The sequence below is a fragment of the Emergencia sp. JLR.KK010 genome, from assembly GCF_037018265.1.
Lineage (GTDB): Bacteria > Bacillota > Clostridia > Peptostreptococcales > Anaerovoracaceae > Senimuribacter > Senimuribacter intestinalis.
In genome coordinates this window covers 606964-633824 of the sequence record NZ_CP143550.1, presented here as the reverse complement: position 1 = coordinate 633824, position 26861 = coordinate 606964, and the positions used below count along the sequence as shown (strand labels likewise).

Genomic DNA, 26861 nt, shown 5'->3' with positions numbered 1-26861 from the left:
TTGGGCTTTGTGCTAAAATAAAATTAACTAACAGAATCGGAGGTTTTAATATGAAGAAAAAAATCTGCATTTTATATACAGGCGGCACTATCGGCATGGTTCCCACAGACAAAGGCTATGCGCCAAAGAGGGGTTATTTTCACGATGCAATATCGTCTATCGACGATTTAAAAGGAGAGGGCATGCCGGAGTGGGACATGATCGAATTTGAACCGCTGCTGGACTCTTCTAATATCGCAGTAGAGCAGTGGAATCAGATCGGCAGGGCAATTCGTGACAACTACGACGCCTATGATGGATTTGTCGTGCTTCACGGCACCGACACTATGGCATACACCGCTTCAGCCCTGTCCTTTATGCTGGAAGGGTTGAACAAACCTGTAGTTGTCACCGGCTCACAGATTCCACTCTGTCAGCTCAGAAGTGACGCTAGAGACAATCTGATTACCTCCGTTTTCATCGCCGGTCAAGGTATCGTACGTGAGGTCAGTCTTTATTTCGGCGGCAGACTTCTGCGCGGAAATCGCTCAACCAAAGCCTCCGCCGACGGGCTCATTGCCTTTGATTCACCAAATTACCACCCGCTGGCAGAGGCTGGAATTGATATCAGATACAACACTGCCGAACTCTTTGAGCCTGCATCAGATGCAGTTTTCTCGCTAACCGAATTTAGCCAGACCTCCATCGGTGTATTAAAAGTATTTCCAGGCATTCAGTTCAGTCTCTTTGAATCCATTATGACGGAGAGTCTGAAAGGCATCGTGCTGGAAACATTCGGCGCAGGCAACATCCCTAGTTACGACAATGCGCTTTTGCCAATTATTAAAAAGGCCTTTGAGCATGGTACGATCATCACCGTCTGCTCCCAGTGCCAACAGGGCACCGTCAAGCTGGGCGCTTATGAAACCAGTTCTGCACTGACCCGTGCAGGCGCCGTCAGCGGCTATAACATGACTACAGAAGCTGCTGTTGCAAAACTTTACTATCTCTTCAGCCTCGGTCTTCCAAAAGAGGAAATCAAAACAAAGATGGAAGAAGATTTGCGTGGGGAACTGACGAAATAAGAACCCCACCCTTCCTCGAAGCACAGCTTCGGGCGGGTCCCGGGAGCCTGCTTGTCATCAGACAATAACTGTAGATGCAAGACGAAGAAAAGGTATACTTACTTCGTCTTTTTTCGTCTATTTTTCAATACAAGTAGGATCCATCAGAAAATCATAGATATTTACGGTCAGAATACCGAATTCATCATAATGAGCAGGTACGATGTCCCCAGTAATGACAATTTTCTTGAAAGAATCATCAATCCTGCGGAATGGTCTGATCTCTTGATTTCGTTTTTCTTCATCAGGCAGAGAATATGCCGACTGAATATAGTACCGGGCGGAACCAAGATTGCAGACAAAATCCACCTCCAGCTGCTTTCGGACTACCTTTCCGTCCTTGTTCTTTTCTGCAGTCGAAATCATTCCCACATCTACACTGTAACCTCGCATGCGAAGTTCATTATAAATCACATTTTCCATGGAATGCGTTTGTTCAAACTGCCGGAAGTTGATTCTCGCATTACGCAGTCCCAAATCTGAAAAATAGTATTTCTTTGGCGTTTCGATATATGATTTGCCTTTAATGTCATACCGCTGCGCGGATTCAATTAGAAAAGAATCCTCAAAACACGCAAGATATTTTTTAATCGTCGCGGAAGTGATTCGGGATTTTTTTACAGTTTTGAAAGTATTCCTAAGCTTCTCCGGATTGGTCAGAGAGCCGATAGCGGAGGAAAGAATATTCAGCAGATCCTCCAGTTCCCCGTGATTACGAATACGGTTGCGTTTATAAATATCCTGCATATAGATTTCGTTAAACAAATTCTGCAAGACTGCCGCTTTATCTCCAGCTCCGTCCCGAAGAACCACCAATGGAATACCGCCATAAAGCATATATTCAGACAGTCCCTGATACTTGTCTCCCTGATAAACAGTCATAAACTCCGCAAAGCTCAAAGGATACATATGGATTTCATCACCTCTGCCTGCAAACTCAGTGATAATATCTTTAGAGAGAAATTTTGCATTGCTTCCGGTTACAAACACATCTATATTTTCTTTTCTTAGATAGCTGTTCAGTACAGCCTCAAAGCAATCCATCAGCTGCACTTCATCCAGAAGCAGATAATACATTTCATCGTCTACAATCTGCGTTCTAATATATGCCATGAATTTTTCAGGATTCACGCCTCTTTTTTCTTTTTCAATTTGAATTAGGCTTTCGCCAATCAGGAACAAATCATCTGCAGAGTCAAAGGCAAAACGGATAATATGACTCTTGTCCACACCGCTCTCCAAAAGATGATGATAAAAGATAGTATTCAGCAAATAAGACTTTCCGCATCTGCGAATACCTGTGATGACTTTAATCAGTCCATTATTTTTTCTTTTTATCAATTTATCCAGATAAAAATCTCTTCGGATTTCCATAGCAAATCCTCCTTTGGAATAGATTTTTGCAACTTTTAACACTTTTCTATTCTATTGTAGCAATTAAACCTACGGAAATCAATATATTAACCGCATTTAGAATAGATTTTTGCAATTTTTAACACTTTTCTATTCTATTATGCCCATCATTTCCTGTCATTATTTCTCAAAAAATACAATTTTCAGTCCCTGCTCTTCAGCGGTTGCTTTCATATATCGCACAAAAGCTCTGGAAGCTTGGTCCATATATTCACCCTGCCTGGTTTCTATAATCAAACTGCGGCGGCTTGCTACCGCACTCAGTGCTTTCACACAAGCATTCATAATATTTACATCTTTCAGTGTGCTGCTGTCACGACCAGCCAGTTCACTCTTCCAAAACTCCTGCTGGATGCTGCCAAGGCAGAATACATCACGCTCGTTCAAAGCTTTATAGAGCAAATCTCCGTGCAGTTCTTTAAGATCTTTCAAAAGTGCAGACAGCCAAAAGTATGGAATACCCTCCATGCAGGTAATACAAACTCTCTCCTCTGTAGAAACCGCTGCAGAATCTTTTACTTTCCGCTCTCTTCGAACAAATGCCTCATACTGAGCACCATCCTGTATCTGCCTGTATTTCTCAGTCAATACTTCTCCGGGTGCAATATTAATACTGAATGCCAGCGTATTACTAAAGGTTCTGTAAAAATTGACTGCTTCCGCTCTTTTTCCAATTTTACAGTAAGCGTCCATCACCAGACCAGCAATTTCTTCATTATAAGGGTCAATCTTGAGAATCTCCTGCAACACTTCAATCTCACCCTCATAGTTTTCTTCCTGCGCAAGCAGTTCAGCCATCGACTCCATGACCTGTACTTTCAGCTTTTCAAACTCAATTCTGCGATATAGAATCAGATTGTTGAGTTCCTCACACCCCTTGAAGAAAGCACCCTCATAGAGTTCCCCGGAAAACAGACTGCGAAAGTGCAAAAGCTCTGCCATAGTGTACTCTTTCTTCCGGTCAAAGCAAGCCGCCTCTATAAAATCGCATCCATATGCATAGTTCTCATTGATTTTGCAGGCATTGTTATCCGACAGCAAAAACAAATTCCCATCTGCATCTTCTTTGATGATTTTCTTGATTTCCCACAAGTTATAGCGAAGATTATATCTGGCTGCCTCCTCCTTGCTGTCCGGCCACAAATAAGCGATGATTTTTTCCCGGGAAAGACCTTTCCCCTTACTTTCCATGAGCAGAAAAATTAGTGCGCATGCCTTGCTTCCCAGCTGCGTCGTAATATCCTTTCCACGATATAAAATTTTTAAATTTCCCAAAAAGAACAATTCCAACATTTCTTTACTCCCCGATGTGCCGCAGTTAAAAACGTTCGTAAATAATATCCCCCGACTTCATCGTCATCGTCACTTTGATATCTTTCAGTCTCTCTTTTTCTACCTCAAAGATATCGCAGTCCAGCACGATGATATCCGCCAGTTTTCCTTTTTTCAATGTTCCTTTATTCTCTTCCTCAAAAATAGCGTAGGCTCCTTCGCAGGTAAACATCCTGAGGGCATCGTACACGTCAATACGATGCTCTTCCACCGGATGATTCACAGCCGCGCTAATACCCAGCAAAGGATTTGCTTCCGTAACGTCACTATCTGAACCACCGCAAATCCTGACTCCTTTTTCCATGATTTCACGAAATGCGTTTGTCAGTCTGTATCTGCTTCCCAGTCTTCTCTCATAAATCCCGCCCTTTCCGCCGCAATCCAGCTCGTAAGACGGCTGCATGGAGAAGATGAGATTCAGCCTTTTCGCCCGCTCAACCTGCTCCTCCGTTGCCAGTTCCACATGTTCAAGACGATGACGCAGTGCAGTTGTCCCCACCTGATACATCGCCTGCACATGCGCAGTAAGCGCCGCTTCGATGGCTCTGTCACCGATGGTATAAAGCGCCAGCTGAATTTCATTTTCGTAGCATTCCAGCACAAAATCGTTGAGCTGTTGCTGGCTTAGACACAGCGTTCCCATAGTACCTGGGCAGTCCTCATATTCAAAAGAAAGTGCTGCCGTTCTGTTTTCAATGGTTCCATCGATATAAAGGCTCCCGCCGATTCGTTTCAGCCCCTTCTTTTTTACCTTCTCGATATCCATAGTTTGATAAAACAGCACCATATCAATGGGAAAATCCTTCCCATGGTGGTAAATAAACTCGGCATCCTTATCACTGTAACAAGTCCCGCCCTCCATGGCATTAATCGTAGTAATTCCTTTTTCCAGCAGTGTCGGCATCAGCTGATTGACTGTATCAAATCTAAATTCATCGGAAAAACTGTCCAAAATATTAGTTCTAAGCAGCGAATTGGCATTTCTTCTAAAAACACCGGTAGGCATTGACCTTTCATCCAGTTCAATGCCTACAGTTGTAAATGGAATTTTAAAGTAAAGAAGCGCATAGGTGTTTAAAATGCTTACCTGGTATTCTTTAGAATTAATCCAGACAGGAACGTCATCACAGCATTGATCCAGCATATTGCGAGTCAGCTGTTTATCTTCCCTAAGGCCATCAAGCGACAATCCATAGCCTCGAATCATCTCGCCGGGATGGGCAATCGCTGCTTCTTTTATCCGGGTACTGATTTCTGCAAGACTTTTCACATCGCTCAAATTCAAACTCACTGCATTAAAGGCAGTTTGAATGACGTGGAAATGACTGTCGATGAAGCCCGGCAAAACGGTGTGTCCTTCTGCGTCTACAATGACAGTATCTTCCGACAAATAGCTTTCAAAATCTTCTCCATATCCTAAATCTAGAATACGCTGATTCCTAACAGCAACCCAGTCGAAGCACTGACCTGCCTCCTCCATAGTCACACATTTTCCGTTTTTAATGATAACGTCCGCTAGCATAATATCCTCCATGCTGATTTGATTTTTCTTATTTCAAATCCCCATAGACGAGGTTGCCTGCAACAAAAGTATGGGTTACCTTTGTCGTCAGAATTTCCTCTTCCGGGATTTCAAAAATATCTTTATCAAGTACCGCAAGGTCAGCAAAATATCCTTCCTGTAAAAGTCCCAGAACATCTTCCTGTCCAGTTGCATAATGCGGGTTTCTTGTATATAATGCTACAGCATCAAAACGGCTCAGTTTCTGCTCTGGGTGGTATCCGCCCTTAGGCGCCCCGTCCAGTCCGCAGCGTGAAACCGCAGCATAAATACCCGGCATCGGGCTGTAGCTTTCTACTGGGCAATCCGAACTTCCTGTCAGACGCAGCCCTGCCTGCTGTAGTGTATTCCATGCATAAGCGCCATCCATTCTGTCAGGACCCAATCTATCCTCAATCCAGTTCCAGTCAGTAGCAAGGAAAATCGGCTGAATGTCCAGCACCACTGGCAGTGCCTTCATCCGTGTAAGAAGTTCTTCGTTGATTATCTGCACATGAATAATTCTGAAAGGCAAACGTTTTGCCAGTTCTTCTTCGGTTGCACCGCATTCCTTTTCCTTTGCCATGGCAGTTTCTATTGCTGTCAAAGTTGCATCAAGCGCTACATCACCAATTGCGTGAATGGCAGGCTGCAAACCTTTGTGATATGCTGTAAAAATCTTTTCGTTCAGGTCTTCCTGACTGCAGGTCATAAACCCGCTGTTTCCCGGATCATCTGCATAAGGCTCTTTCAATGCTGCAGAGCGAGAACCCAGTGATCCATCGGTAAACAGCTTGTATCCTCCCTGCTGAACTAAACGATACGGATTGTTGTATTCTTCTTCAGTCACAGGCTCTTTGTCAAACAACTCATCCAGATAAACTGTAATTCTGACGCCAAGCCCTTCTTTTTCAGCTAATTCTTTGTAGTAGTCTATGTCCTCTGCATAGTTCCAAATCTGTGCAGCATAGGTATGTATATTGGTAATTCCTTTTGCATGCATATCCTGCAGTACAGTCTGATATACCTCATCCTTTACACTTTTATCAGACAGCGGATCTGGAATGATAAAGTCAAAGATCTTTGTAGCCTGTTCACGGAAAACGCCATTTGGCATCCCGCTTCCATCCTTTTCCACAATACCGCCTGTTGGCTGCGGATAGTTCTCATCCACCCCTGCAAGTTCCAGCGCCTTGCTGTTGACAACTGCAGCATGCAGACAAACCCTGCGGATTAAAATCGGATGTTTGGTGCTGATCTTATCGAGATCCTCTCTGGTCGGCATTCTATTTTCTGCCAGCTTATTCTGGTCAAAAGCTACGCCCTTAATCCAGGTTCCTTCCGGCGTTTTTTCTGCTTTCTCTCTCATGAGGCTGCATAGTTCATCCATGGTTTTCGCATGTTCCAGATTTACAAAGGTCTGATTCTGACAATAAGCATACATATGCATATGCGCATCAGATAGTCCTGGAATCACGGTTGCACCTTTCAGGTCATATTTTATGCGGCTGTCGTATGCTTTTGCATCTTCGCTGCTTCCTGCAAATACGATCTTGCCGTCTTGTATTCCAATTGCTTCTACTGTATCTCCGACAGCCTCCATGGTGTAAATTCTGCCGTTATATAACAGTGTATCTAAGTTTTCCATACGCAAAGCGATTCCTCCCTTTAGTTTACCATAGTTTTTTCAAGAAAACGATATAAAATCTCTGCAGTTTGCACCACAGTATCCATCTGTACATATTCATCAGCGCTGTGGTAATTTTCTCCATCTGGTCCAAAGATCAGCGCCGGTGCGCCCAGTCTGGTTCCCAGATAGTTAAAATCTCCAATGCTCTGAAAATAGGATATATTTGCCTCCTTTCCCGTCACATCGCGTACTGCCTGTGCAAAATCACGGGTATACAGGTTATTTTCTTCTGTCACATATGGCATGAATCCTTTTGAGCCCTCTGATGGCGCTTCCCGAAAACAAATTTCGTATCTGCACTTAACCGCTGCTCTATCAAGGGCTTTCTTAATTTCTGCTTCGATGGTTTGCGGAGATTCTCCTCTGACAATATGCCAAAACAGTTTCACTACAGCTTTATCAGGCACACTGCAGGCACCACCGTCGCAATCTATTGCAACAACACAAGCTGCCCCTTTCCCAAGCTTATCATCTTCCACATAGTTAATGTTTTCCAGTTCTGCAACAAACTTTGAAGCATCTAAAGCCGCACTAATTCCTTTCTGCGGATCTGCCGCATGGGCAGACTTTCCGTAAAACTCGACTGTAAGACCGTAGCCGCCTCGCGCACCCAGGCACATGGTTGGGAAAGCGTTTCCTGTAAATCCTGCACTAGGTTCTGTAATAATGGAATAGTCAATATCCGCAAGCAGTCCGTCTTCTATCATAGCATTTGTCCCCATGCCATAAGGACCTTCTTCCACAGATACTAAGGATAGCAGCAATCTTCCTTTAAATGCTTTATAGGTTTTCAAAAATTTTTGCACTGCCGCTATTGCGGCGGCGCATCCGGACTTCATGTCCAGTGCGCCTACGCCATAAAAGCGGTCTTCAATCATCTCACCGCAGGGGTTTTTACTCCATCCGTCGCAGAGCTTAACGGTATCCAGATGTCCATTGATATGAATGGTCGGACCTTCCTTTCCGCAGCTTGCTTCAATGAGTAAATTCTTCCCATGAAATCCGGTGATTTTTTCTTCGTAATAAGCATGCACCTTAACAGGTATATTTTGTTCTTCGAATATCTGGCAGACATATTCCATGACATCCTCTTCTTCAAAGTAAGGACTGTCAATTGCAACCAGATTTTCCAGAAGCTTGATTACTTCATTACACATTTTTCTTACGCATTAGCCTCGTTTTCTTTTGCAACTGCTGCAGCTTCTTCAGGTGTCTTTTCCCACAAGAACATTTTGAAGCAGGTGCAAAGGATTGCAATAATCGGTGTCAGGTAGCACAGGAATGTGTATGGTGCATAATCCCATGCAGATACGCCCAGTGCGCCTAAGTAAAATACACCGCAAAGTCCCCAAGGTACTAACTGAGAAGTTACTGTACCAGAGTCTTCACAAGTTCTGGATGCCAGTCTTCTCTGCAGGTTCAGCTTGTCGTATGCAGGCAGGTACATTCTTCCTGGAATGATGATTGCTACATACTGAGAACCGGATAAGAAGTTAACGACAACGGAAGTAATATTGTGAGTGATAACCAGACCTCTCGGTGTACGGGTCAGTCTTTCCATCTTGTCCAGGATTGCTTCCATTACCAGACATTTTTCTAAGATACCGCCATAGGACAGACCCAAGTAACCAAGGGACAGCGTCCACATCATGGACTGAATACCACCGCGGTTTACCAAAGAGTCTACGATATCAGAACCAGTTTCCATGGAGAAGCCATTATTCATGTATACCATCAAGTCATACAGGTTATAACCCTGTGTAATTACTGCAATCAACATTGCAAACAGCGATCCTACAACCATAATTGCCAGTGCACTGACCTGCTTAGCAGCAAGTACAACGATCAGAACCAGCGGCAGCAGACTGATGATGACATGCAGTGCATCAATATCGAAGTTTGCCTCAATTGCGCCTAAAATTTCATTTACACTCTCCATATCCATGTTGGATGCAGAGTATTTGCTTCCGATAATAGCATATAATACTAAGCTGATTACGTATGCAGGAACAGTAGTGTAAACCATTGCTCTAACATGGTCAAACAGGTTTGCTTCACAAACACCTGCAGCCAGGTTGGTGGAGTCGGACATCGGAGACAGTTTGTCACCAAGTACTGCACCGGAAATTACTGCACCGGCAGTAATAGGAGCTGGAATACCAAGACCTACGCTGATACCCATGAACGCAACACCAAAGGTAGCCGCTGTAGTCCAGCTGGAACCGATACAGATTGCGGATACGGAACATACCACACAAGCGGTTACCAGGAAAACAGACGGGCTGATAATTTTAAGTCCATAATAAATGAGGGACGGAATGGTTCCACAAGCAATCAGCATCGGAATCAACAGACCGATGAACATCAGAATGAGCATCGGTACGGTAGCGATTTTGCAGCCGTGAAGAATACCCTCCTCAATCTGTGCCCACTTTGTGCCAGTGGCCATCAACAGGATTACTGCAAAGGCAATGGAAAATACCAGAGTCAGATGAATCTCCGGAGAATATCCCAGTACCAGCTGTGCAATAATCACCACAAACAAAAATGCAATAATAACGACGGAAATACCGAACGACGGTTTTTTTAATGTTTTTTCGTTCATTTTCCTTTTGGGTTGTTATACTTTACAACCGCTCTCCTTTCTTTCTTTTTTTGCATTATATACGGGCTCAGTTTTACTTTGTGTTTTATATTTTGTTTTATACCATGTTTATCGGCGGAGAAAACAAACATTTTTCTTAATTCGTCTTCCTGACTGTTTGTGCTATCATACCTTGCTCCTTTTTGAATTAAATTTAGTTTCTTCTGCACAATTTATCGCATATTTGACTTAAATGGTGCATATACAAAAAGACCGCCAAAATAAAAAGCCCTGCGGAGTGCAGGGTAAATTGACTATTGCAAAATCTTTTTAATCGTGGTATATTGGAGTCAAGAAGGAAGCCTTGGCGAACCTTCTGATAAGCTTTAAAATGTATTCAAAACCGTCTCAGGTGGCAGCCCGAGGCGGTTTTACTTTCGGTGGTTATCCCATCTGACAATCCCAATAATCATCAATACGATGACTAGGATTTCATAGTCAGACATTCAGGCTCCTTTCCGAAGATTCGCCGCCATAAGACTTCCATATTTTCTTGACTATACGTATTATACCACGCCTTGTTTCTGCGGACAAGGTTCCTTATTTTTCATCAACTTCCGGCAGTCATATTTGACTTGTATGCGCGTCAGTATCGCATAAAACGCCCCATCAAAACCCACCTTTGCTACCGGGTTAAATTCCATAGAAACAGAAAATGCAGGCTATAACAACCTGCATTTTTCAATATTCTGGAGCTCCCGGCCGGGATCGAACCGGCGACCTGCGCGTTACGAATGCGCTGCTCTGCCAACTGAGCCACGGAAGCAAATCCAGCGGGCGGCGGCTTTTATCATACGCCGCCCGGCATCTATCATATTTATTTAATGACCTCGTAATTACAACCCGGAAAACTCAGGTCAAACCTGCAGATACCCTTATAGTCACAGTAAGTACAAGGGGACTGTTTCTCCGTCTTCTTCGGGTGGATGGCGATTCTGCCATCAGAAAGCTGTCTGCACAGCTTCTCAATCTGTACATCTACATCTGCCTGTAGCTGCTCAAATTGTTCATCACTGAGAAGAAACCCCTCAGAAGTTGCGGAAACCTCACCAGCAGTGTTTCTTCGCAGAGGCAGAATATCCGAAAATCCGCTGAACTCGCCAGCGATATCTTCGATAACCGCACCACTATCTACCATTATACCACTTAATCGGAAAAATTTCCTCATTTCTTTTGAAATTTTTTCAAAAAATTTTTCCCGCTCTGTTCCCGTCAAGTCCACTCGCTGGTCTGCAATATGAAAATAGAATACTCCGGCAGGCCTTCGCACCTTTTCCTGCGCCGCTTTGAGATACAGCATAAGCTGCAAACGGTATCCGGCTCTGGCTTCCTTTTCGTTGAAGGTTTCCTTACCGGTCTTGTAATCTACAATTTTAACCCGGTCGCCTTCTAAAATATCCAATCTGTCAATTTTGCCTTCGATATAAACCGTACTGCTCCCTAGATTCACTTCAATAGGCGCTATACTGCGTTCTCTTCCAAAAGGCACCTCGTAAAGACTTTTCTTGATATTTCCTGCCCGCACCTGCTCCACAAGCGCCCAGCAGACATGAAAGCATGTATCCTCAATACGCCTGGTCTTGTAACGTTCTTCATTGCCGAAATCAAAAATTCCTTCCCGGTAATTTGCAGCTTCCAGCTTTGCAATATCGCTGACAAAACTGCGGCATTCATCCTCCGAAATACTGTCCCATCGATCCTCTACCGTCAGCTTTCGTGAAACTTCCATTAAACACCGATGGTAAATATCCCCGATTTCTCTACTCGATGCCTCATAAATCCGCCGCTCCTGCGGTCTCAGCCCATATGCAATAAAATGGGAAAAGGGACAACGACTGAACTTCTCCAGTCTGGACGGGCTCAGAGTCATCGGCAAATTCATTTCCTTTTTATACAGCAGCGACGCCAGTTCTGGCGAAATATCCTTCTGCGCATTGGTAAAGGACAGCCCCTCGGAAACCCGCTGCAGGCTTTCCGGTTCATGACACTGGTACCAATGTATGACAGCCTTCCACCTGCTGTCGATCTTTTCCCCCCGCCTTACAGAAAGCAGCGCTTCCGTCAAATGGCGCAAGGTATTGACCCTGCCACCTACTACTGCATCGAGATCGCCGCTGCTGACTACATCTGTCTGCACGGTGAGATTTGGAAACAGCCTGCGCAGTGTATCGATGATTTCAGACGGGCGACTTTCCTTGCCGTCTCCGTCGCTGGCAGAATAGCTAATCCACAGGTAATCCGACGCCTTTGACAGGTTCCTGTAAATCGCCAGCTGTTCTTCCATGACACGAATTTTTTCTACTTTACAGATTTCTTTTCCTTCCTCTGCGAAAAATTCCAGTTCTTCCATACTGAAAAGCCCCTCAGAAGAAGCATTTGCAGGAAGCAGACCTTCGTTAGCGCCGATGATAACCACCGCTTTCACCTGACCGCTTCTGGTTCTCTGCATGGTTCCCATGAGAATATCGTCCGCAGTCGGCGGCAACACGCCAATTTCAAGCTGAGACAGTCCGGCAATCAAGAGCTCTACGAAATCCTTCCGTCTAAACTGCTCTTCCCCGGCAAGCTCTGCAATCTGATCCAAAAGTCCAACCATCTGCCCCCAAATCTGTGCAGTCTCCTCCGCCAGATCAAAAAGACCCTGCTCCTCCTGTACGCGAAGCAACTCCGCAATCCGCACGCCTAGCCCGCAGTCCTCTATCAAAAAATCATAGTATCGGCAGACAAAATCGCCCATAGATACCGTCTCATCGCAAATCATTTTAAGCCCGGCAAACAGCTCCATCGCCTTTTCTCTTATGGCGTTAAGTTCCTCAAGACCGTCATCTCCGTACTCCATCTGCCCCTTAACAAAAGGCGCCAGCCACATGTTCCCCTTGATCCTGTACTGAATGGAGTAGTTCTCAAGGCGCTCAATTTCTTCATCAGAAAGACTGGAAAACCCAGTTTTCAGCACTTTGAAAATATCGCTGCTCCGATAGTTATACACTACCGTTTCCAACAGTCCCACCGCAAAAATTGCAATAGGCGAACTCAAGACAGACCGCTTTTTGTCATCAAAAACAGGTAAATCCCATTCTTCAAAAACTCTTCCTATAATAGAGCCACGCACGGTCTGATCATTGCAAATCACTACGATATCCCGATAGCGAAATCCCTTGTCCCTGATTAAATGCAAAATATAAGACGCTGCTGACTCTGCCTCGCTATACATATTGGCAGCCTGCACCAAAACGATCGGCGCATCTTGCTCCTTCAGTAAAGGAAAATCGCCGGTTCGCTGCCCCACCGCATAAAACTCTTTTTCAATATGGGAGATGGCTGGATTTCTCACCGCATCAAAGCCAGTCCCTTCAGCAATCTGCTGCATCCTGCATTCCATATCATAGGCTTCCGCTTGTTTCCGTAAATTCCTCATGACAATTTCCGGCAGCAGAAACAGTTCTTCATCTCTGCAGCCCTTGTCGCAGGTCAAAAATACGCTGACTTCCTTTGCAGTTGCTATGAGATTTCCCAGCACATCCAAGGCTTTCGGCGCAAAACTGTCAAAGCCGTATACCCAAATCCTGCTCTCGGAAATCCACGCAGATGAACGAATCTTACTCATATACAGGTCGATATAATCCTCAGAGTCAGTATATCTATCCTTAATTTTCTTCTGATATTCACTGAAAATCAGCACAAGATCAGCAAGTTTCGCCCGCAGAACGCTTTCTTCAGAAAGCGCCTGGCTTAGTTCCGTCAAGTCCTGCGGATTCACGTTATACTGCTTCATCTCCGAAATAAAGTTATTCGTCATCTCGATAAATGCCGGTTTTCTGAGACTGCCTTTAAACACTTGCAGCTTGTCCTCGCATTTTCCGGCAATCTGGGTCAGCAGCATATGTCTGCCGTATTTATCGATAAAGGTTTTGCTGCCGCCCCCCTGCTGCGAAAGCAATCTGCTTCCAAGGCGCGACATGCCGATAATCTCCACGTCCATCATGCTTTCTGCATGCAAAAACAAGAAAGCCTGCTTCTCTGCTTCCAGCGTGTACTGATCCGGCACGATGACAATCGTCCTGCCTGGATTTTTCTGAATATCCTCGTAGATGAACTTTTCCTTTTCGATACTTTCTCTTCCGTAAAAGATTTGCAGCATAGTGATTCCCCAAATTCTAAAGAATGTCGTACAGATCTTCAGCTTTTGTGATACAGTACTCCGGTCTGTCAGGACCAGTCAAATCAGCTTCCGTAATAGCTTCTGCCCACCCCACCATAACCGCCTTCATGCCGGCATTGTGGGCACATTTAATATCGAACATGCTGTCGCCTACCATCAGCGTTTCCTCTGCCTTTGCACAAAGCCGCTCAAGGGCAATCAGCGCAGGCTCAGGATCCGGCTTATGTTTGTCCGTATCTTCACAAGTTACGATGCAGTCGATCACTTCCATGATACCAAACTTTCTAAGCCCGATCATCGTGGAGTTGCGCAGTCTGGAAGTTACAATGCCTACTTGATAACCTTTTTCCTTAAGGCCCTGCAAAAGCTCTATCATGCCGGGGAAGGGCTCTATCATGTCCTCATAAATATCCTTCTGATGGCTCCTGTACATGTCGATGGCTTCCTCCGGACTCATATCCGGAAAGTTCTTCACCATACTAATGCCCAAAGGCTCTCCGAAGGTCGCCTTAATATCTGCTTCATCGGCTTCTTTTCCATGAACCGTCCGAAAAACATGCTGCCAGGAATCAATAATCAGTCTATTGGTATTTGCAACCGTTCCGTCAAAATCAAATAAAATCGTCTTTATTGCCATGACAGGCTCCTTTTTCTAGAATTTCATCGTCAGCGCAATCTTTTTCTTCTCCGGATCTACGCTGAGAATTTTTACTTTCACAGTATCTCCCACGGACACCACGTCCATCGGGTGCTTGATAAACTTGTTAGAAAGCTGAGACACGTGCACCAGTCCGTCCTGCTTGACGCCGATATCCACAAAAGCTCCGAAGTCCACCACGTTGCGGACGGTTCCAGTTAGCTCCATGTCCACCTTCAAATCCTCAAAACTCCTAACATCGTTTCTGAAAATCACCGGTGGCGCGTCCTCACGAGGGTCTCTTGCCGGTTTTTTCATTTCTGCGATGATATCACTTAGAGTCATTTCACCGATACCCAGATCCTCTGCCATTTTCTTTACACTTTCCGAAGGTTTTTTCGCAGGGTACGCCTCCCAAATTTTCTCATCGATATTCTTAGCGCCGCCGCATAAGATTTCCTCCTTGGTAATGCCGATTTTGTTCATCATTTCCTCGGCGGCCTTGTAGGACTCAGGATGTACAGAGGTACTGTCAAGAGGCTCGCTGCCGTCTGCAATTCGCATAAAACCTGCACACTGCTTAAACGCCTTTTCTCCCAGCTTGGAAACTTTCATCAGTTCTTTTCTGTTTTTGAATCTGCCGTTTTCTTCTCTATATGCCACGATGTTCTTGGCGATACCCATGTTGACGCCTGCGATATAAGAAAGAAGAGATGGAGAAGCAGTGTTCAAATCTACACCAACTCTGTTTACACAGTCCTCAACCACGTTAGTCAACGCTGTATCCAGCTGCTTCTGGTTGATATCGTGCTGATACTGTCCTACGCCGATGTGCTTTGGATCGATTTTTACCAGCTCAGCCAACGGATCCTGCAGACGTCTGCCCAGCGACATAGCGCCTCTGGTGGTAACATCAAGGTCAGGATATTCTTCTGTCGCCAGCTTAGAAGCCGAATAAACGGAAGCGCCCGCTTCGTTGACGATGGTGTACTGAATATCGTAATCGTGCTTTTTCAGGAAGTTTGCAACTACTTCTTCGGTTTCTCTGGAAGCAGTGCCGTTTCCGATTACGATGATATCCGTACCGAATTTATTGATAATCTTTTCCAAAGTTCTCTCCGTTCCAGCTACATCATTTTTTGGCTCGGTCGGATAGATGGTGGTGTAGGCTTTTAGCTTTCCAGTCTCGTCCAGCACCGCAACTTTACAACCAGTTCTGTAGCCTGGGTCAATGGAAATTATTTTCTTTCCCTTTACAGGCGGCACCATCAAAAGCTTTTCTGTATTCTTTGCAAAGACCTTTACCGCCTCAGTCTCCGCCCGTTCAGTCAAAATATTGCGCATTTCACGCTCGATGGACGGCGCAATGAGACGCTTGTAAGAATCGGCGATGGTCTCCTCCAAAATCTCGGTGAAGATGGATTTTCCGCGAATGACCTGCTTCGCGATAAGTCCTGTAATTTCTTCGCTGTCGATAGCGACTTTTACTTTCAATTTCTTTTCTTTTTCACCGCGATTGACCGCAAGAACTCTGTGGTTCGGCATTTTAGCAATCGCTTCGCTGCTGCCGTAATACATTTCGTAGACAGTCTTCTCCTCCGGATCCGTTGCTTCTGTAGCAATCTGTCCTTTGGCAAAGGTCTTTTCTCTGATTGCCTTGGTCAAATCTGCGTCATCGGCAATCATCTCTGCGATGATGTCCATAGCGCCCTGCACAGCGTCTTCTGCTGTTTCCACTTCTTTATCCGGATTGATAAAATCTGCTGCAAAGTCCAGAGGATTTCCTTCTTTCTTCTGCTGGGCATAAAAAATCATTGCCAGAGGTTCCAGTCCTCTTTCTTTTGCTTTGGAAGCTCTAGTTGCCTTTTTCTGTTTATATGGCTTATACAGGTCTTCTACACGCTGCAAAACCTCCGCTTTTTGGATTTCGGCTTTCAGCTCTTCGGTCAGCTTGCCCTGTTCTTCAATAAGACGGAGCACCTCTTCCTTTCGGCTTTCCAGGTTGCGCAAGTACTGCAGTCTCTCGTCCATATCGCGAAGAGTCACGTCAGTCAGACCGCCGGTCACTTCCTTTCTGTAACGAGCGATAAAGGGAATCGTATTTCCCTCATCGATGAGCGCAACTGTGCTTTCCACCTGCGCTGTTTTGACTTTAAATTCACTTGCTAGTTTTTCAATAATGTTCATATTAATCTTCGTCCCTCTGTTTCAGTTTTTCATTAATAAAGTAGTCGATGTCTCCGTCCATCACTGCGCCTACATTGCCGACTTCTGCACCGGTACGGTGATCTTTTACCATGGTGTATGGCTGGAAAACGTAGGAGCGAATCTGGGAACCCCAGGTAATCAGGGAAAAGTCACCTTTCAGTTCCTTTAAGTTTTCCTTGTGCTCCTGCTCTTTCAGTTCCATCAGCTTGGATGCCAGAATCTTCATCGCCATCTCCTTGTTCTGGTGCTGACTTCTCTCGTTCTGGCAAGTTACTACAATGTGGGTCGGCAGATGTGTGATTCGGATCGCCGAATCGGTCTTGTTGACATGCTGACCCCCTGCCCCACTGCTCCTGTAGGTGTCAATGCGCAGATCCTCTGGGTCAATTTCTACAGACATATCGTCTTCGATTTCCGGCATAACTTCCAGCGCCGCAAAAGAAGTCTGTCTCTTTCCTGCTGAGTTAAACGGAGAAATTCTGACTAGACGGTGCACACCTTTTTCGTTCTTCAAATAACCGTAAGCATTTTCACCCTCTACAATTAAAGTTGCGCTCTTAATGCCCGCCTCGGTATCATCCTGCATGTCGACCAAAGTCACTTTATATCCTTTCTTCTCCGACCACCGGACGTACATTCTGTAAAGCATCTGCGCCCAGTCCATAGCATCTACGCCGCCTGTTCCCGCATGTACGGAAATAATAGCGTTGTTATGGTCGTATTTTCCAGATAACAAAGTGTCCAGTTTCAGTGTCTCCAGCTGCTGCTGCAGATTTCCGAAGGCTTCTACGATGGAGTCAGCTTCTTCCTCGTCTTCCATTTCTTCTGCCAGTTCCATCAGTTCTTCCATATCGTCAAAGCCTTTTTCCAGAGATTCATATTTTTCAAGTCTGGTTTCCAGGCTCTTCTTTTTCTTTAAAATGTTCTGTGCCGTGTCGGGATTGTTCCAGAATTCCGGATCCTCCGTCTGCACGCTGAGTTCTTCTAATTGCTTCCTAAGACCCGCAAGGTCAAAGGGACTCACCTACCTCTTTGAGATTCGCCTTTGCAATCGGCAGGTCAGATTTCATCTGATCGAATTGAATCATTTTCTCACATCCTTTACTGTTAAATTCATATTTTATTATTTTATCATAAAAATTCCGGCTTTACATCTGTTTTACACCGGTTTTCTAAAAAAACTGTGCCAGTGCGCCATGGCTTCGATGACTTTCACTGCGAGTCTGTTATTCGCAAAATCTCCTCACCGAAAAATCTTAACTCACTTCCCGACTTTCTTCAAAAAATGTATAAAAAGAATCTCCCCACACCTCGCAGAACTTACATTTCACGCAAGATGTTATCTGTAAGGCATTGAATTCTACATAAAATGTAAGTTTTCTCGCGGAAATCCCCGAATTATATATGCAGAACACTATACACGGCTGAAACATTCTCTTGGGCTTATACATTTTTTGAAGATTCCATAGTTTTCGGTTAAGATTCGAGACTTCTCTTATACACTTTTATTGAAAAAACCGGATATAAGTTAAGATATCAAGCTGCGAACGCCGCACTTTGCTAAAATTTCTTCTGCACACCGCAATGCTGGCAGGTCCTTTCTTCTGCAGCCTTCGCATGATTCTCAAAATAGGGCTCTGCCCACTTTGCGATATCGATCAACACCGGCAATACAGTCCTGCCCTTTTCTGTCAAACTATATTCCACCCGCGGCGGAATTTCATCGTAGGATCTTCGCAGTACAATTCCCTCTTTAATTAAATCCTTCAAATTCGCCGCCAGAACTGCGTCGGTTATATTGCGCATTTCCTTGCGAATTTCGCTATAACGCACCGGTTCTTTCCCCGCTAGTACACAAATAATACGGGATTTCCATTTTCCACCAAAGACTTCCAGTCCATATTCCAAAGGGCAACGAATATCCTTTTCTAATTTTGCCTGATACATTGCTTATCCTCCTTTTCCGTCAGTTTGCATTATATCAATTCTACTATTTTTTTACAAGTCACTATTCTTTTTAATAGTTACTAATAAATATAATCATATCTTATTTTTTAGTAGCGAATTTGTTATAATATGGTCAAACATACATTATTAGGAGGAATATTTCGATGTTAAGTGAAGCTGTAAAAAATTTACTCAATGAACAGTTGTGGTACATTGCCACCTTTTCCGACGAACCCAACGCTGTACCGGTAGGATTTAAGATGGTATCAGACGATGAAAAGCTGATTGTCGGAGATGTTTTCATGGAAACCACTGCAAAAAATATTCAGGCAACCGGCAAAGCTGCAGTTTCTGTATGCAACCCGGCTACTTCCGAGGGCTATCAAATCAAGGGTTCCGCCGAATACCTGAGCGAAGGTCCGGTAGTAGACATGCTTAAAAAGGTTGCCGCCGAAAAATTTGGCGGTGCGCTGGCCGCAAAAGGTGCAGTTGTTATCACCCCCGAAAAAGTGATTGTAACCACACCGGGACCGGATAACAAAAAAGAGCTGTAAGCTTGGACGCGAAAGAAATCCGCACATCTTCAAAAATGAACCGTGCGGATTTTTTAATATGTTCTCTCTTCCGTGAAAACCCGTTCCATCGGATAGTCCCACTCATCTACAGGCAGTCTTTCTACCTTCTGCACTTCAAAAGCAGCAGCGATGACAACCGCATTTGCACACTGCGGCAGAAATCTATCATAGTAGCCAGCTCCCATACCCATGCGGTTCCCCTTTTCATCAAAGGCAGTACATGGACAAATCACCAGATCAATATCCTCCGGCGACACAACAATGGAATGCTCTCGCACTGGCTCCATAATGCCGTAGGCACCTTTTTCCCATGCACCCTCTTTTTTCTTTGGTTCCAGCGCAATCATCTCCCCCGGACCTGTACATAGCGGATAAACAATCCGCTTACCGGCATGTTCTGCAATCTGCTCCAGCTTTTCAAGGCGCACTTCACCCCGCACGCCCTTATATAACATGATGATTTCAGCCTCTTGAAACTCCGCTGAGGCTGCGATGTGCTCCGATATTTTTGCGGACAACTCCTGCCGCTGTACACCGCCCAGGCAATCTCTTGCAGAAATTGTACTTTTGCGAATTTGCTCTCTATCGTTCAATTTTTCTCTCCTTACATGACAACCAGCACAAGTTGTGCAAATTTACTTGTTTACATCTTCCATGCACAACTCCAATCATCGTAAGTTGTGCAAGCGCTAGCAAAACCAAGATCCCTACACAACTCTAATAGCAAAATGCTTATATGTCCTCGATATTCGGCTTCGCCTCCGATTCAGGTTATGTGTCAGCGATAAAACAGCTCAAATTTACACAACCTTTCCCACCAAATCTTAAAGAAAATCAAAAAGTTGTGCAGAGGCATGATAAAAAAGCCAATCTGCACAACTGATAACTCTATGGGGTTTGCATCAAGCCTAAAAACGCTCAATTTTGCACAACTTTACTCCTCTTTCGCCTCCGCCGTCTTTGGCGGCATCAGCTCAGACAATTGGGCAACGTTTCGCTATCGCTTCACTCCTCCGGTCTCCAGTCTACAATCGACTGGCTCCCTTCGCTGCCCGATTTTCCATTCCCACTGAAGTGTGGGAAAATCAGCTAGGATCTCCCGCAGCAGTTCTTATATTTCTTACCACTGCCGCATGGGCATGGATCATTTCTGCCGACTTTCGGCTGATCGCGTCTGTAGGTTTCCGGCTTGTTTTCCCGCTCCGGCACCTGCGCACCTTCTGGAAGCTGCCCTTCGCCCTGCATTGCTCGAACGGTATCGTCCTCAACAAAGTCTGATTTCGTTGCTTTCTCAGCTTCCATGATGGCTTTTCTTTCTGTTCTTGTTTCAACAGTTACGTTATAGCAGTACTTCACCGTGTCTTCCTGAATTGCGCTGATCATCTGCTCAAACATGTCAAAGCCTTCTTTTGCGTAAGCTGCAGCAGGATCCTGCTGCCCCAAAGCACGCAGACCGATACCGGATTTCAGCTGATCCATAGCGTCGATGTGATCCATCCAAAGATTATCTACGACACGAAGAAGAATCATGCGCTCAACTTCTCGCATCTGCTCCGCACCGATTTCAGCTTCCTTCAGCTCATACAGTTTTTCAAACTCAGCGATAACCGACTCACGCAGAGACTCTTCTGTCATATCGCGAAGTTCTTCCGCTGTATGGGAACTCTTTCCGCGGTAATTTGCAGTAATCTTGCGCAAATTCTTGTTCATCGTCTCAAAATCCCATTCCTCAGGGAATTTGGAATCTACTACAATCGGATCGATGATTGCATTTACAATCGTCTTCATCATATTGATGATATACTCTCGCAAATCTTCACCAAAGAGCACCTTGCGGCGTTCTTCGTAGATGATTTCTCTCTGCTTGTTCATGACATTGTCATACTGCAATACATATTTTCTGATGCCGAAGTTCTTGCCTTCCACCTTTTTCTGTGCACCTTCGATGGCACGGGAAAGCATACCTGCTTCAATCGCTTCATCCTCTTCAAGCCCCATTCTGTCAACCAGCTTCTGCATTCTCTCGCCGCCAAAGAGGCGAAGCAGTTCATCTTCCAATGAGATAAAGAACTGAGTCTGACCAGGGTCGCCCTGACGACCGGAACGACCTCGCAACTGGTTATCAATACGTCTGGATTCGTGGCGTTCAGTACCGATGATGCAAAGCCCGCCAAGTTCCACAACTTTCTGCTGTTCTTCTTTTCTCTCTTCCTTAAACTGCTGATGCAGCTGATTAAACTTTTCTCTGGCTTCATTGAGCGCCGGATCATCAGATTTGATAAAGCTGGATGCGAAGGAAATCGCTTCGTCAGAATAGCCCTGCTTCTTCATTTCCCGTTTCGCTTCAAATTCCGGATTGCCACCCAGGATAATATCGGTACCACGACCTGCCATATTAGTCGCAATGGTTACCATGCCAAGGCGACCTGCTTCTGCAACGATTTCGGCTTCCTTATCATGCTGCTTCGCATTGAGCACGTTGTGTTTTACACCGCGCTTTTTTAGCATATCGCTGATCATCTCGGATTTTTCAATAGAAATGGTACCTACCAACACTGGCTGTCCAGTTTCGTGCACCTGGGCAACTCTATTTGCGATAGCTTTGACTTTACCCCGCTCTGTCTGGTAAACGGAATCGTCCAAATCTTTTCTGGCGATTTCGCGGTTGGTTGGAATCACCACGACATCCATATTGTAGATGTCGCGGAATTCCTCTTCCTCAGTCTTCGCCGTACCGGTCATGCCTGCCAGCTTGTTGTACATTCTGAAATAATTCTGCAAAGTGATGGTTGCCAGCGTCTTAGATTCTGAGCGAACCGCTACTCTTTCCTTTGCTTCGATTGCCTGATGCAGACCGTTGGAGAATCTTCTTCCGAACATAAGACGACCGGTGAACTCGTCAACGATGATGATTTCTCCGTCTTTTACGATATAGTCTACATCTCGCTCCATCAGATTACGCGCCTTCAGAGCCTGCAGCACGTGATGGTTGATCTCCATATTCTCAGGGTCGCCATAGTTATCCACCTTAAAGAAGGCTTCCGCCTTGGCAACGCCTTCATCCGTCAGCGCTACCTGCTGGTCTTTTTCTTCTACCGTAAAGTCCGTTTCCTTAGTCAGCGTCGTAACAAAGCGGTCCGCAGTTTTATATAAATCCGTAGATTTTGCACCTTTGCCGGAAATAATCAGCGGCGTTCTAGCTTCATCTACTAAAATGGAGTCGACTTCGTCAATGATGGCAAAGTTCAGGTCGCGCTGCATGAGTTCTTCCTGATAAATTACCATATTGTCTCTCAAATAATCGAAGCCGAATTCGTTATTGGTTCCGTAAGTGATATCCGCCATATAAGCAGCTTTTCTCTCTTCGCCGGAGATTCCGTGAATAACACAGCCCACGGAGAGCCCCAGGAAGGAATAGAGTTTACCCATCCATTCTGCGTCACGCTTTGCCAGATAGTCGTTGACTGTAATCACATGCACCCCCTTGCCTTCTAAGGCATTGAGGTATGCTGCCAGCGTTGCCACCAAGGTCTTACCTTCACCAGTTTTCATTTCGGAAATTCTTCCCTGATGTAAAACCACCCCGCCTATCAGCTGTACGCGGAAATGTTTCATGCCCAGGCTTCGCACCGCCCCTTCACGGCAGACCGCAAAAGCCTCTGGTAAAATGTCATCCAGTGTTTCACCATTTGCAAGCCTCTCCTTCAGTTTTGGCGTCATTGCCTGCAGTTCCTCATCGGATAACTTCTGCATATCCTCGTCTAGTGCTTCAACCTGATCTACTATTTTAGATATTTTCTTAATTTCTTTTTCATTTAGATCACCAAAGATCTTTTCCATCAGTCCCATAGTCTGTATTAATTCCCCTTTCTGTTCGTCTGCTCTTCTTCAGGTTTTTCCGTAACTCTTAAATTAATTTCAATTGCTTTGCGTTCGTCAGCCTTGATAACCCGACCTTCAAATAATTTATTTCCTACTTCATATTCAAAAGTATCTCCCGCCTTCGGCAGTTTATCAAGCTGCAGTACAACCCAGCCGTTGACGGTAGTTGCATCTAGCTCTACCTCTTCATCAAAGTAATCAAACATTTTCTCTACGTTAGTACTGCACAGGACTCTATAGCTTCCATCCTGCAGCTGCGTAATCTCCTGAGATTCCACTTCGTCATGCTCGTCGTAAATATCACCGACCAGCTCTTCAATAATATCCTCCATCGTGACAAGCCCCGCCGTCCCGCCGTATTCATCGACGATAATAGCGATATGGGTTTTGTTCACCTGCAGCTTTTTTAAAAGATCTGCCGCTTTCATAGAACCTGCTACGTAAACTACAGGTTTTACATAGTCAGAGATTGTCTTCTTAGAACCAGAAATGTAATTGTGAAAATCCTTCTGATTGAGAACTCCCAATATCTTATCCAAATCATCCTCATAAACCGGCAATCTCGAATAGCCGGTTTCCATAAACATCTTCGCTACATCTTTCTTCGTAGAATCAATTTCGATTGCCTTAATATCTACACGGGGTGTCAGCACATCCCACGCTTCAAGTTCATTAAATTCGATAGCATTCTGAATCAGCTCGCTTTGCTCTGCCGCCAGATTCCCTTCCGTTTCAGCTTCCTCCACAATAGTCAAAAGCTCGTCTTCCGTAATTCCCCTGTTATCTACCACCTTAAAAATCTTCGCAAGAAGTTTCTTCCATTGGCTAAAAACGAAGTTGATTGGCGTTAAAATCACCATCAGCACATTGATAAAACCTGATGAAAACATAGCAAAACTTTCTGGACTCTCCTTCGCCAGGCTCTTTGGAGAAATCTCACCAAAAATCAATACGACGACGGTGACAACTACAGTTGAAAGTGTTGCCCCATATTGCGGCGTTAATTCCAGAAATAAAGCTGTCGCAACTGCGGTCATCCCTATATTTACAATATTGTTTCCGATTAAAATCGTCGAAAGTAAATTATCGTATTTGCTTTCTAACTCCAATACTCGTTTTGCTCGTTTATCCCCATCTCCTGCCAGATTCTTCAGTCTGATCCGGTTAAGCGATGTGAACGCCGTTTCTGTTGCCGAAAAATACGCCGACAAAACCACAAAAATAACAATAATCCCGATAGAATACCCTATATGACTATCCATATATTTCCTGTTTTCCTCCTCATATTTTGAATTAAAAAAAGGTACTTGTAACATAGTATTTTACCACATATATCAAAAAAAATAAAGGATTTCACACAAACTCCAACTTTTTTCTGATAGGAATTCGTGCTATACTAAGCATATAAACAAAATACGGAGGAATACGACATGTCCACAAAAACCGAACTTTTAAAACTGCTCAGTGAAAATACAGGAATCTTTCTTTCCGGTCAGAAAATCGGAGAAGAATTACAGGTTTCCAGAAACGCCATCTGGAAAGCTATGAAGCAGCTTAAAGATGAAGGTTATCATATAGAAAGCAAGCCCAGCGTCGGCTATCGTCTAAAAACAAAGAGCAACATTCTCACCGATGCCTCTGTCGTCGGCGATCTTCGCTACCCCTGTGATCTGCGCGTCTTTGACACCGTGGATTCCACCAACAATGTAGCGAAGGAAATCACCGTTGGAAATAAACCCGTTATGGTGATTGCCAACAAGCAGGAAGCCGGCAGGGGTCGTCTGGGCAGAATGTTTGCTTCACCCTCAGGAACTGGACTGTACATGACCATTGCCCTGCGACCAACCTTTGATTTGAATAAATCCCTCTACGTTACTATGGCCGTAGCTGTGGCAGTCTGCCGCGCCTTGGAAAAAGTAGCCGGCGTCAAAGTAAAAATCAAATGGGTCAATGACCTTTTTTATAAGAACAAAAAAATCTGCGGCATCCTCACAGAGGCGCAGACCAATTTTGAATCAGGAAAAATTGACAGCCTGATCATTGGGATCGGTGTCAACTGTTTCCCCGGCAGCTTTCCAGAAGATCTGAAAGATATCGTCGGCTGTGTATCCGACAAGAAGAACGCCTTCTCCCGCGGAAAGCTGGCAGCTGAAATCTATAATCAGACTCTAGAAATACTGGAAAATCTAGAAAGCAAGTCTTTCCTCATCGAATACCGCACAAAGTGTTTTCTCTTAGGCAAAAATATCCGTATTCATGCCAATCTTAATGAAACATCCATTAAAGCCAGAGCCATCGATATCGACGACAATGGCGGACTGGTAGTGGAATACATGGAAGGTCCTAAAATGCGTCAGATTGAAACCCTCACCACGGGGGAGGTATCCGTGCGACTAGAAGAATAGCTGCTTCTGTCCTGTGGAAAAATACATATTTTCAAAGAAAATCCCGAAAATATGCACATTAGTCTGCATATTTTCGGGATTTTTGCGTTATATATGCACATTCGCCGCACCGAACCGACAATCCGGCTGCTATTTCAGAGGTTTTTATTGAAAAAAATGCATATCAGGAGAAGAAACATCAAAAATATGCAGATTTCCTCAAGAGTTTATGCATATTTTAGGCTCTTTTCCCGGATATATGTACAAGTAGTAAAAAACCTTTTGATTTTTATATATTTATTGGATTATTTAATTTCCTCAAAGGAAGCCGGCTCGCCATCTTTAAATTCCACTGCATAGCCGAATCCTGGCTCCGGCATCCAGTCCCACATGCTGCCCTTTGCTGCCGGAAAAAGTTCCTGCATAACGGCAGAAATTACACCGCCGTGACAGATTACGACTGTGATTGCGTCCTTGCCGTCGTGGCGATGAGAAAGTTCTTTCAAACGGTGATAACCGACAAGTTCCCTAAGGCCGGCAGAAATTCTGGCTGCAAAGGCATTTTTCGTCTCGCCGCCAGTCAAAACCGCCTCACCGGTCTCGTCCCAGCACCAAGCAGAAAATTCCTCATTATCCTTTAGCTCCTCGTAGGATTTGCACTCGTGATCTCCAAACTCCATCTCCCGCAAATTGCGAATCACACCATGATTACGCTCTCCAAAAATCAGCTCAAAGGTTTGCTCCGTGCGCAAAAGTCCTGTCGTATAGCAGTCTGCGTCCTCCGGAATTTGCGGATATATGCCGCCAGAAGCAGCTTTCTCCAGTGCCGCGATACCTTCATCCGCCAACGGTAAGTCCGCCGCACCGTAAAACCATTTCTTCTGATTTCCCTCCGTAATTCCATGTCTGATCAGGTAAATTTTTGATACCATTGTCTCACCTTAATTATTTAATCTTGCTGCCGATTCCGCAGAAAATACGAATCACTTCGTCTGCCTCCTGCCCCAAATAGGTCATACACCTGCTGGTAGCCTCTCTCCATGCCCGTTCGGTCTTGTCCATAGGCACCACTCCCTGAGAAATATCATCGCAGATAATAATTTTGTCCCGCAGCTTATCAATATTGTCTTCCAGACACTCCTTCGCATTGACATCTTCCTTAATGCATGCCAGCACAAAACGGTCCAGATTATCAATAACCTTTCTATCAAAGTTCAGCACCATGGACTCCATATCGCAATGGTGTACATCTTTTTCCGTCAAGTCGTAGTTCTTTAGCGCATAATCCAATTTTCCCTGATACGCACCACCGAAAATAAAAATCATTTCTTTTCCCATCCTTTC

Annotated in this window: 19 protein-coding genes and 1 tRNA gene; 3 read left to right on the top strand and 17 right to left on the bottom strand. The window is 44.7% G+C overall.

Going from position 1 to position 26861, the window contains the following annotated elements:
* The first annotated feature begins 50 nt into the window (after positions 1–50).
* Positions 51–1064: an asparaginase gene (gene ansA / locus V1225_RS03040; protein WP_338547557.1), complete on the top strand. Its 1014-nt coding sequence runs from the start codon at positions 51–53 to the stop codon at positions 1062–1064.
* A 117-nt stretch (positions 1065–1181) separates the two neighbouring features.
* Here ansA and V1225_RS03035 read toward each other — a convergent pair whose 3' ends face one another.
* The 12 genes from V1225_RS03035 to V1225_RS02980 all read right to left on the bottom strand — a co-directional run bounded on the left by V1225_RS03035 (position 1182) and on the right by V1225_RS02980 (position 18676).
* Positions 1182–2477, bottom strand: coding sequence for an ATP-binding protein (locus tag V1225_RS03035; protein WP_338547556.1), 1296 nt, complete (start codon positions 2475–2477; stop codon positions 1182–1184).
* A gap of 159 nt (positions 2478–2636) precedes the next feature.
* Positions 2637–3791, bottom strand: coding sequence for a BTAD domain-containing putative transcriptional regulator (locus tag V1225_RS03030; protein ID WP_338547555.1), 1155 nt, complete (start codon positions 3789–3791; stop codon positions 2637–2639).
* 43 nt (positions 3792–3834) lie between these two features.
* Positions 3835–5370, bottom strand: a complete 1536-nt coding sequence (locus V1225_RS03025) for an amidohydrolase (RefSeq protein ID WP_160201618.1) — start codon at positions 5368–5370, stop codon at positions 3835–3837.
* Positions 5371–5398: 28 nt separating this feature from the next.
* Complete coding sequence (locus V1225_RS03020) at positions 5399–7036, bottom strand: amidohydrolase (protein ID WP_160201617.1); 1638 nt, start codon at positions 7034–7036, stop codon at positions 5399–5401.
* A 20-nt stretch (positions 7037–7056) separates the two neighbouring features.
* Positions 7057–8235, bottom strand: a complete 1179-nt coding sequence (locus V1225_RS03015) for a M20/M25/M40 family metallo-hydrolase (protein WP_160201616.1) — start codon at positions 8233–8235, stop codon at positions 7057–7059.
* 5 nt (positions 8236–8240) lie between these two features.
* Positions 8241–9683 (bottom strand): Na+/H+ antiporter NhaC, encoded by a 1443-nt coding sequence (gene nhaC, locus V1225_RS03010; protein WP_160201615.1) that lies wholly within the window; start codon positions 9681–9683, stop codon positions 8241–8243.
* Positions 9684–10412: 729 nt separating this feature from the next.
* Positions 10413–10488: transfer RNA gene (locus V1225_RS03005), tRNA-Thr, on the bottom strand.
* Between the two features lie 51 nt (positions 10489–10539).
* Positions 10540–13863 (bottom strand): PD-(D/E)XK nuclease family protein, encoded by a 3324-nt coding sequence (locus tag V1225_RS03000; RefSeq protein WP_338547554.1) that lies wholly within the window; start codon positions 13861–13863, stop codon positions 10540–10542.
* A gap of 16 nt (positions 13864–13879) precedes the next feature.
* Positions 13880–14521 (bottom strand): HAD-IIIA family hydrolase, encoded by a 642-nt coding sequence (locus V1225_RS02995; protein ID WP_338547553.1) that lies wholly within the window; start codon positions 14519–14521, stop codon positions 13880–13882.
* Between the two features lie 15 nt (positions 14522–14536).
* Positions 14537–16708: a Tex family protein gene (locus V1225_RS02990; protein WP_338547552.1), complete on the bottom strand. Its 2172-nt coding sequence runs from the start codon at positions 16706–16708 to the stop codon at positions 14537–14539.
* Position 16709: 1 nt separating this feature from the next.
* A protein-coding gene (gene prfB, locus V1225_RS02985; protein ID WP_161909429.1) for a peptide chain release factor 2 occupies positions 16710–17817 on the bottom strand; the annotation gives its coding sequence in 2 pieces (ribosomal slippage) (positions 16710–17750 and positions 17752–17817; 1107 coding nt in all).
* A gap of 472 nt (positions 17818–18289) precedes the next feature.
* Entirely contained in the window at positions 18290–18676 is a 387-nt protein-coding gene (locus tag V1225_RS02980; protein ID WP_251614179.1) for a helix-turn-helix domain-containing protein, read from the bottom strand.
* 164 nt (positions 18677–18840) lie between these two features.
* Here V1225_RS02980 and V1225_RS02975 point away from each other — a divergent pair, with 164 nt between their 5' ends.
* Complete coding sequence (locus V1225_RS02975; protein WP_160201607.1) at positions 18841–19230, top strand: pyridoxamine 5'-phosphate oxidase family protein; 390 nt, start codon at positions 18841–18843, stop codon at positions 19228–19230.
* A 53-nt stretch (positions 19231–19283) separates the two neighbouring features.
* On the opposite strand, the gene V1225_RS02970 is transcribed toward V1225_RS02975, so the two are convergent.
* From V1225_RS02970 to V1225_RS02960, 3 genes are all read right to left on the bottom strand, one after another.
* The gene (locus tag V1225_RS02970) at positions 19284–19844 is read right to left on the bottom strand and encodes a 5-formyltetrahydrofolate cyclo-ligase (protein ID WP_338547551.1); all 561 of its coding nucleotides are present in this window, start codon (positions 19842–19844) and stop codon (positions 19284–19286) included.
* 496 nt (positions 19845–20340) lie between these two features.
* Positions 20341–23100 (bottom strand): preprotein translocase subunit SecA, encoded by a 2760-nt coding sequence (secA, locus tag V1225_RS02965; RefSeq protein ID WP_251630751.1) that lies wholly within the window; start codon positions 23098–23100, stop codon positions 20341–20343.
* An 8-nt stretch (positions 23101–23108) separates the two neighbouring features.
* Entirely contained in the window at positions 23109–24395 is a 1287-nt protein-coding gene (locus V1225_RS02960; protein ID WP_160201604.1) for a hemolysin family protein, read from the bottom strand.
* 168 nt (positions 24396–24563) lie between these two features.
* On the opposite strand from V1225_RS02960, the gene V1225_RS02955 reads away from it, so the two are divergent.
* Positions 24564–25538, top strand: a complete 975-nt coding sequence (locus V1225_RS02955; RefSeq protein ID WP_160201603.1) for a biotin--[acetyl-CoA-carboxylase] ligase — start codon at positions 24564–24566, stop codon at positions 25536–25538.
* Positions 25539–25822: 284 nt separating this feature from the next.
* On the opposite strand, the gene V1225_RS02950 is transcribed toward V1225_RS02955, so the two are convergent.
* Both V1225_RS02950 and V1225_RS02945 read right to left on the bottom strand, forming a co-directional pair.
* Complete coding sequence (locus V1225_RS02950; protein WP_160201602.1) at positions 25823–26449, bottom strand: histidine phosphatase family protein; 627 nt, start codon at positions 26447–26449, stop codon at positions 25823–25825.
* A gap of 13 nt (positions 26450–26462) precedes the next feature.
* The gene (locus V1225_RS02945; RefSeq protein ID WP_207709516.1) at positions 26463–26843 is read right to left on the bottom strand and encodes a bifunctional adenosylcobinamide kinase/adenosylcobinamide-phosphate guanylyltransferase; all 381 of its coding nucleotides are present in this window, start codon (positions 26841–26843) and stop codon (positions 26463–26465) included.
* Positions 26844–26861 lie beyond the last annotated feature (18 nt).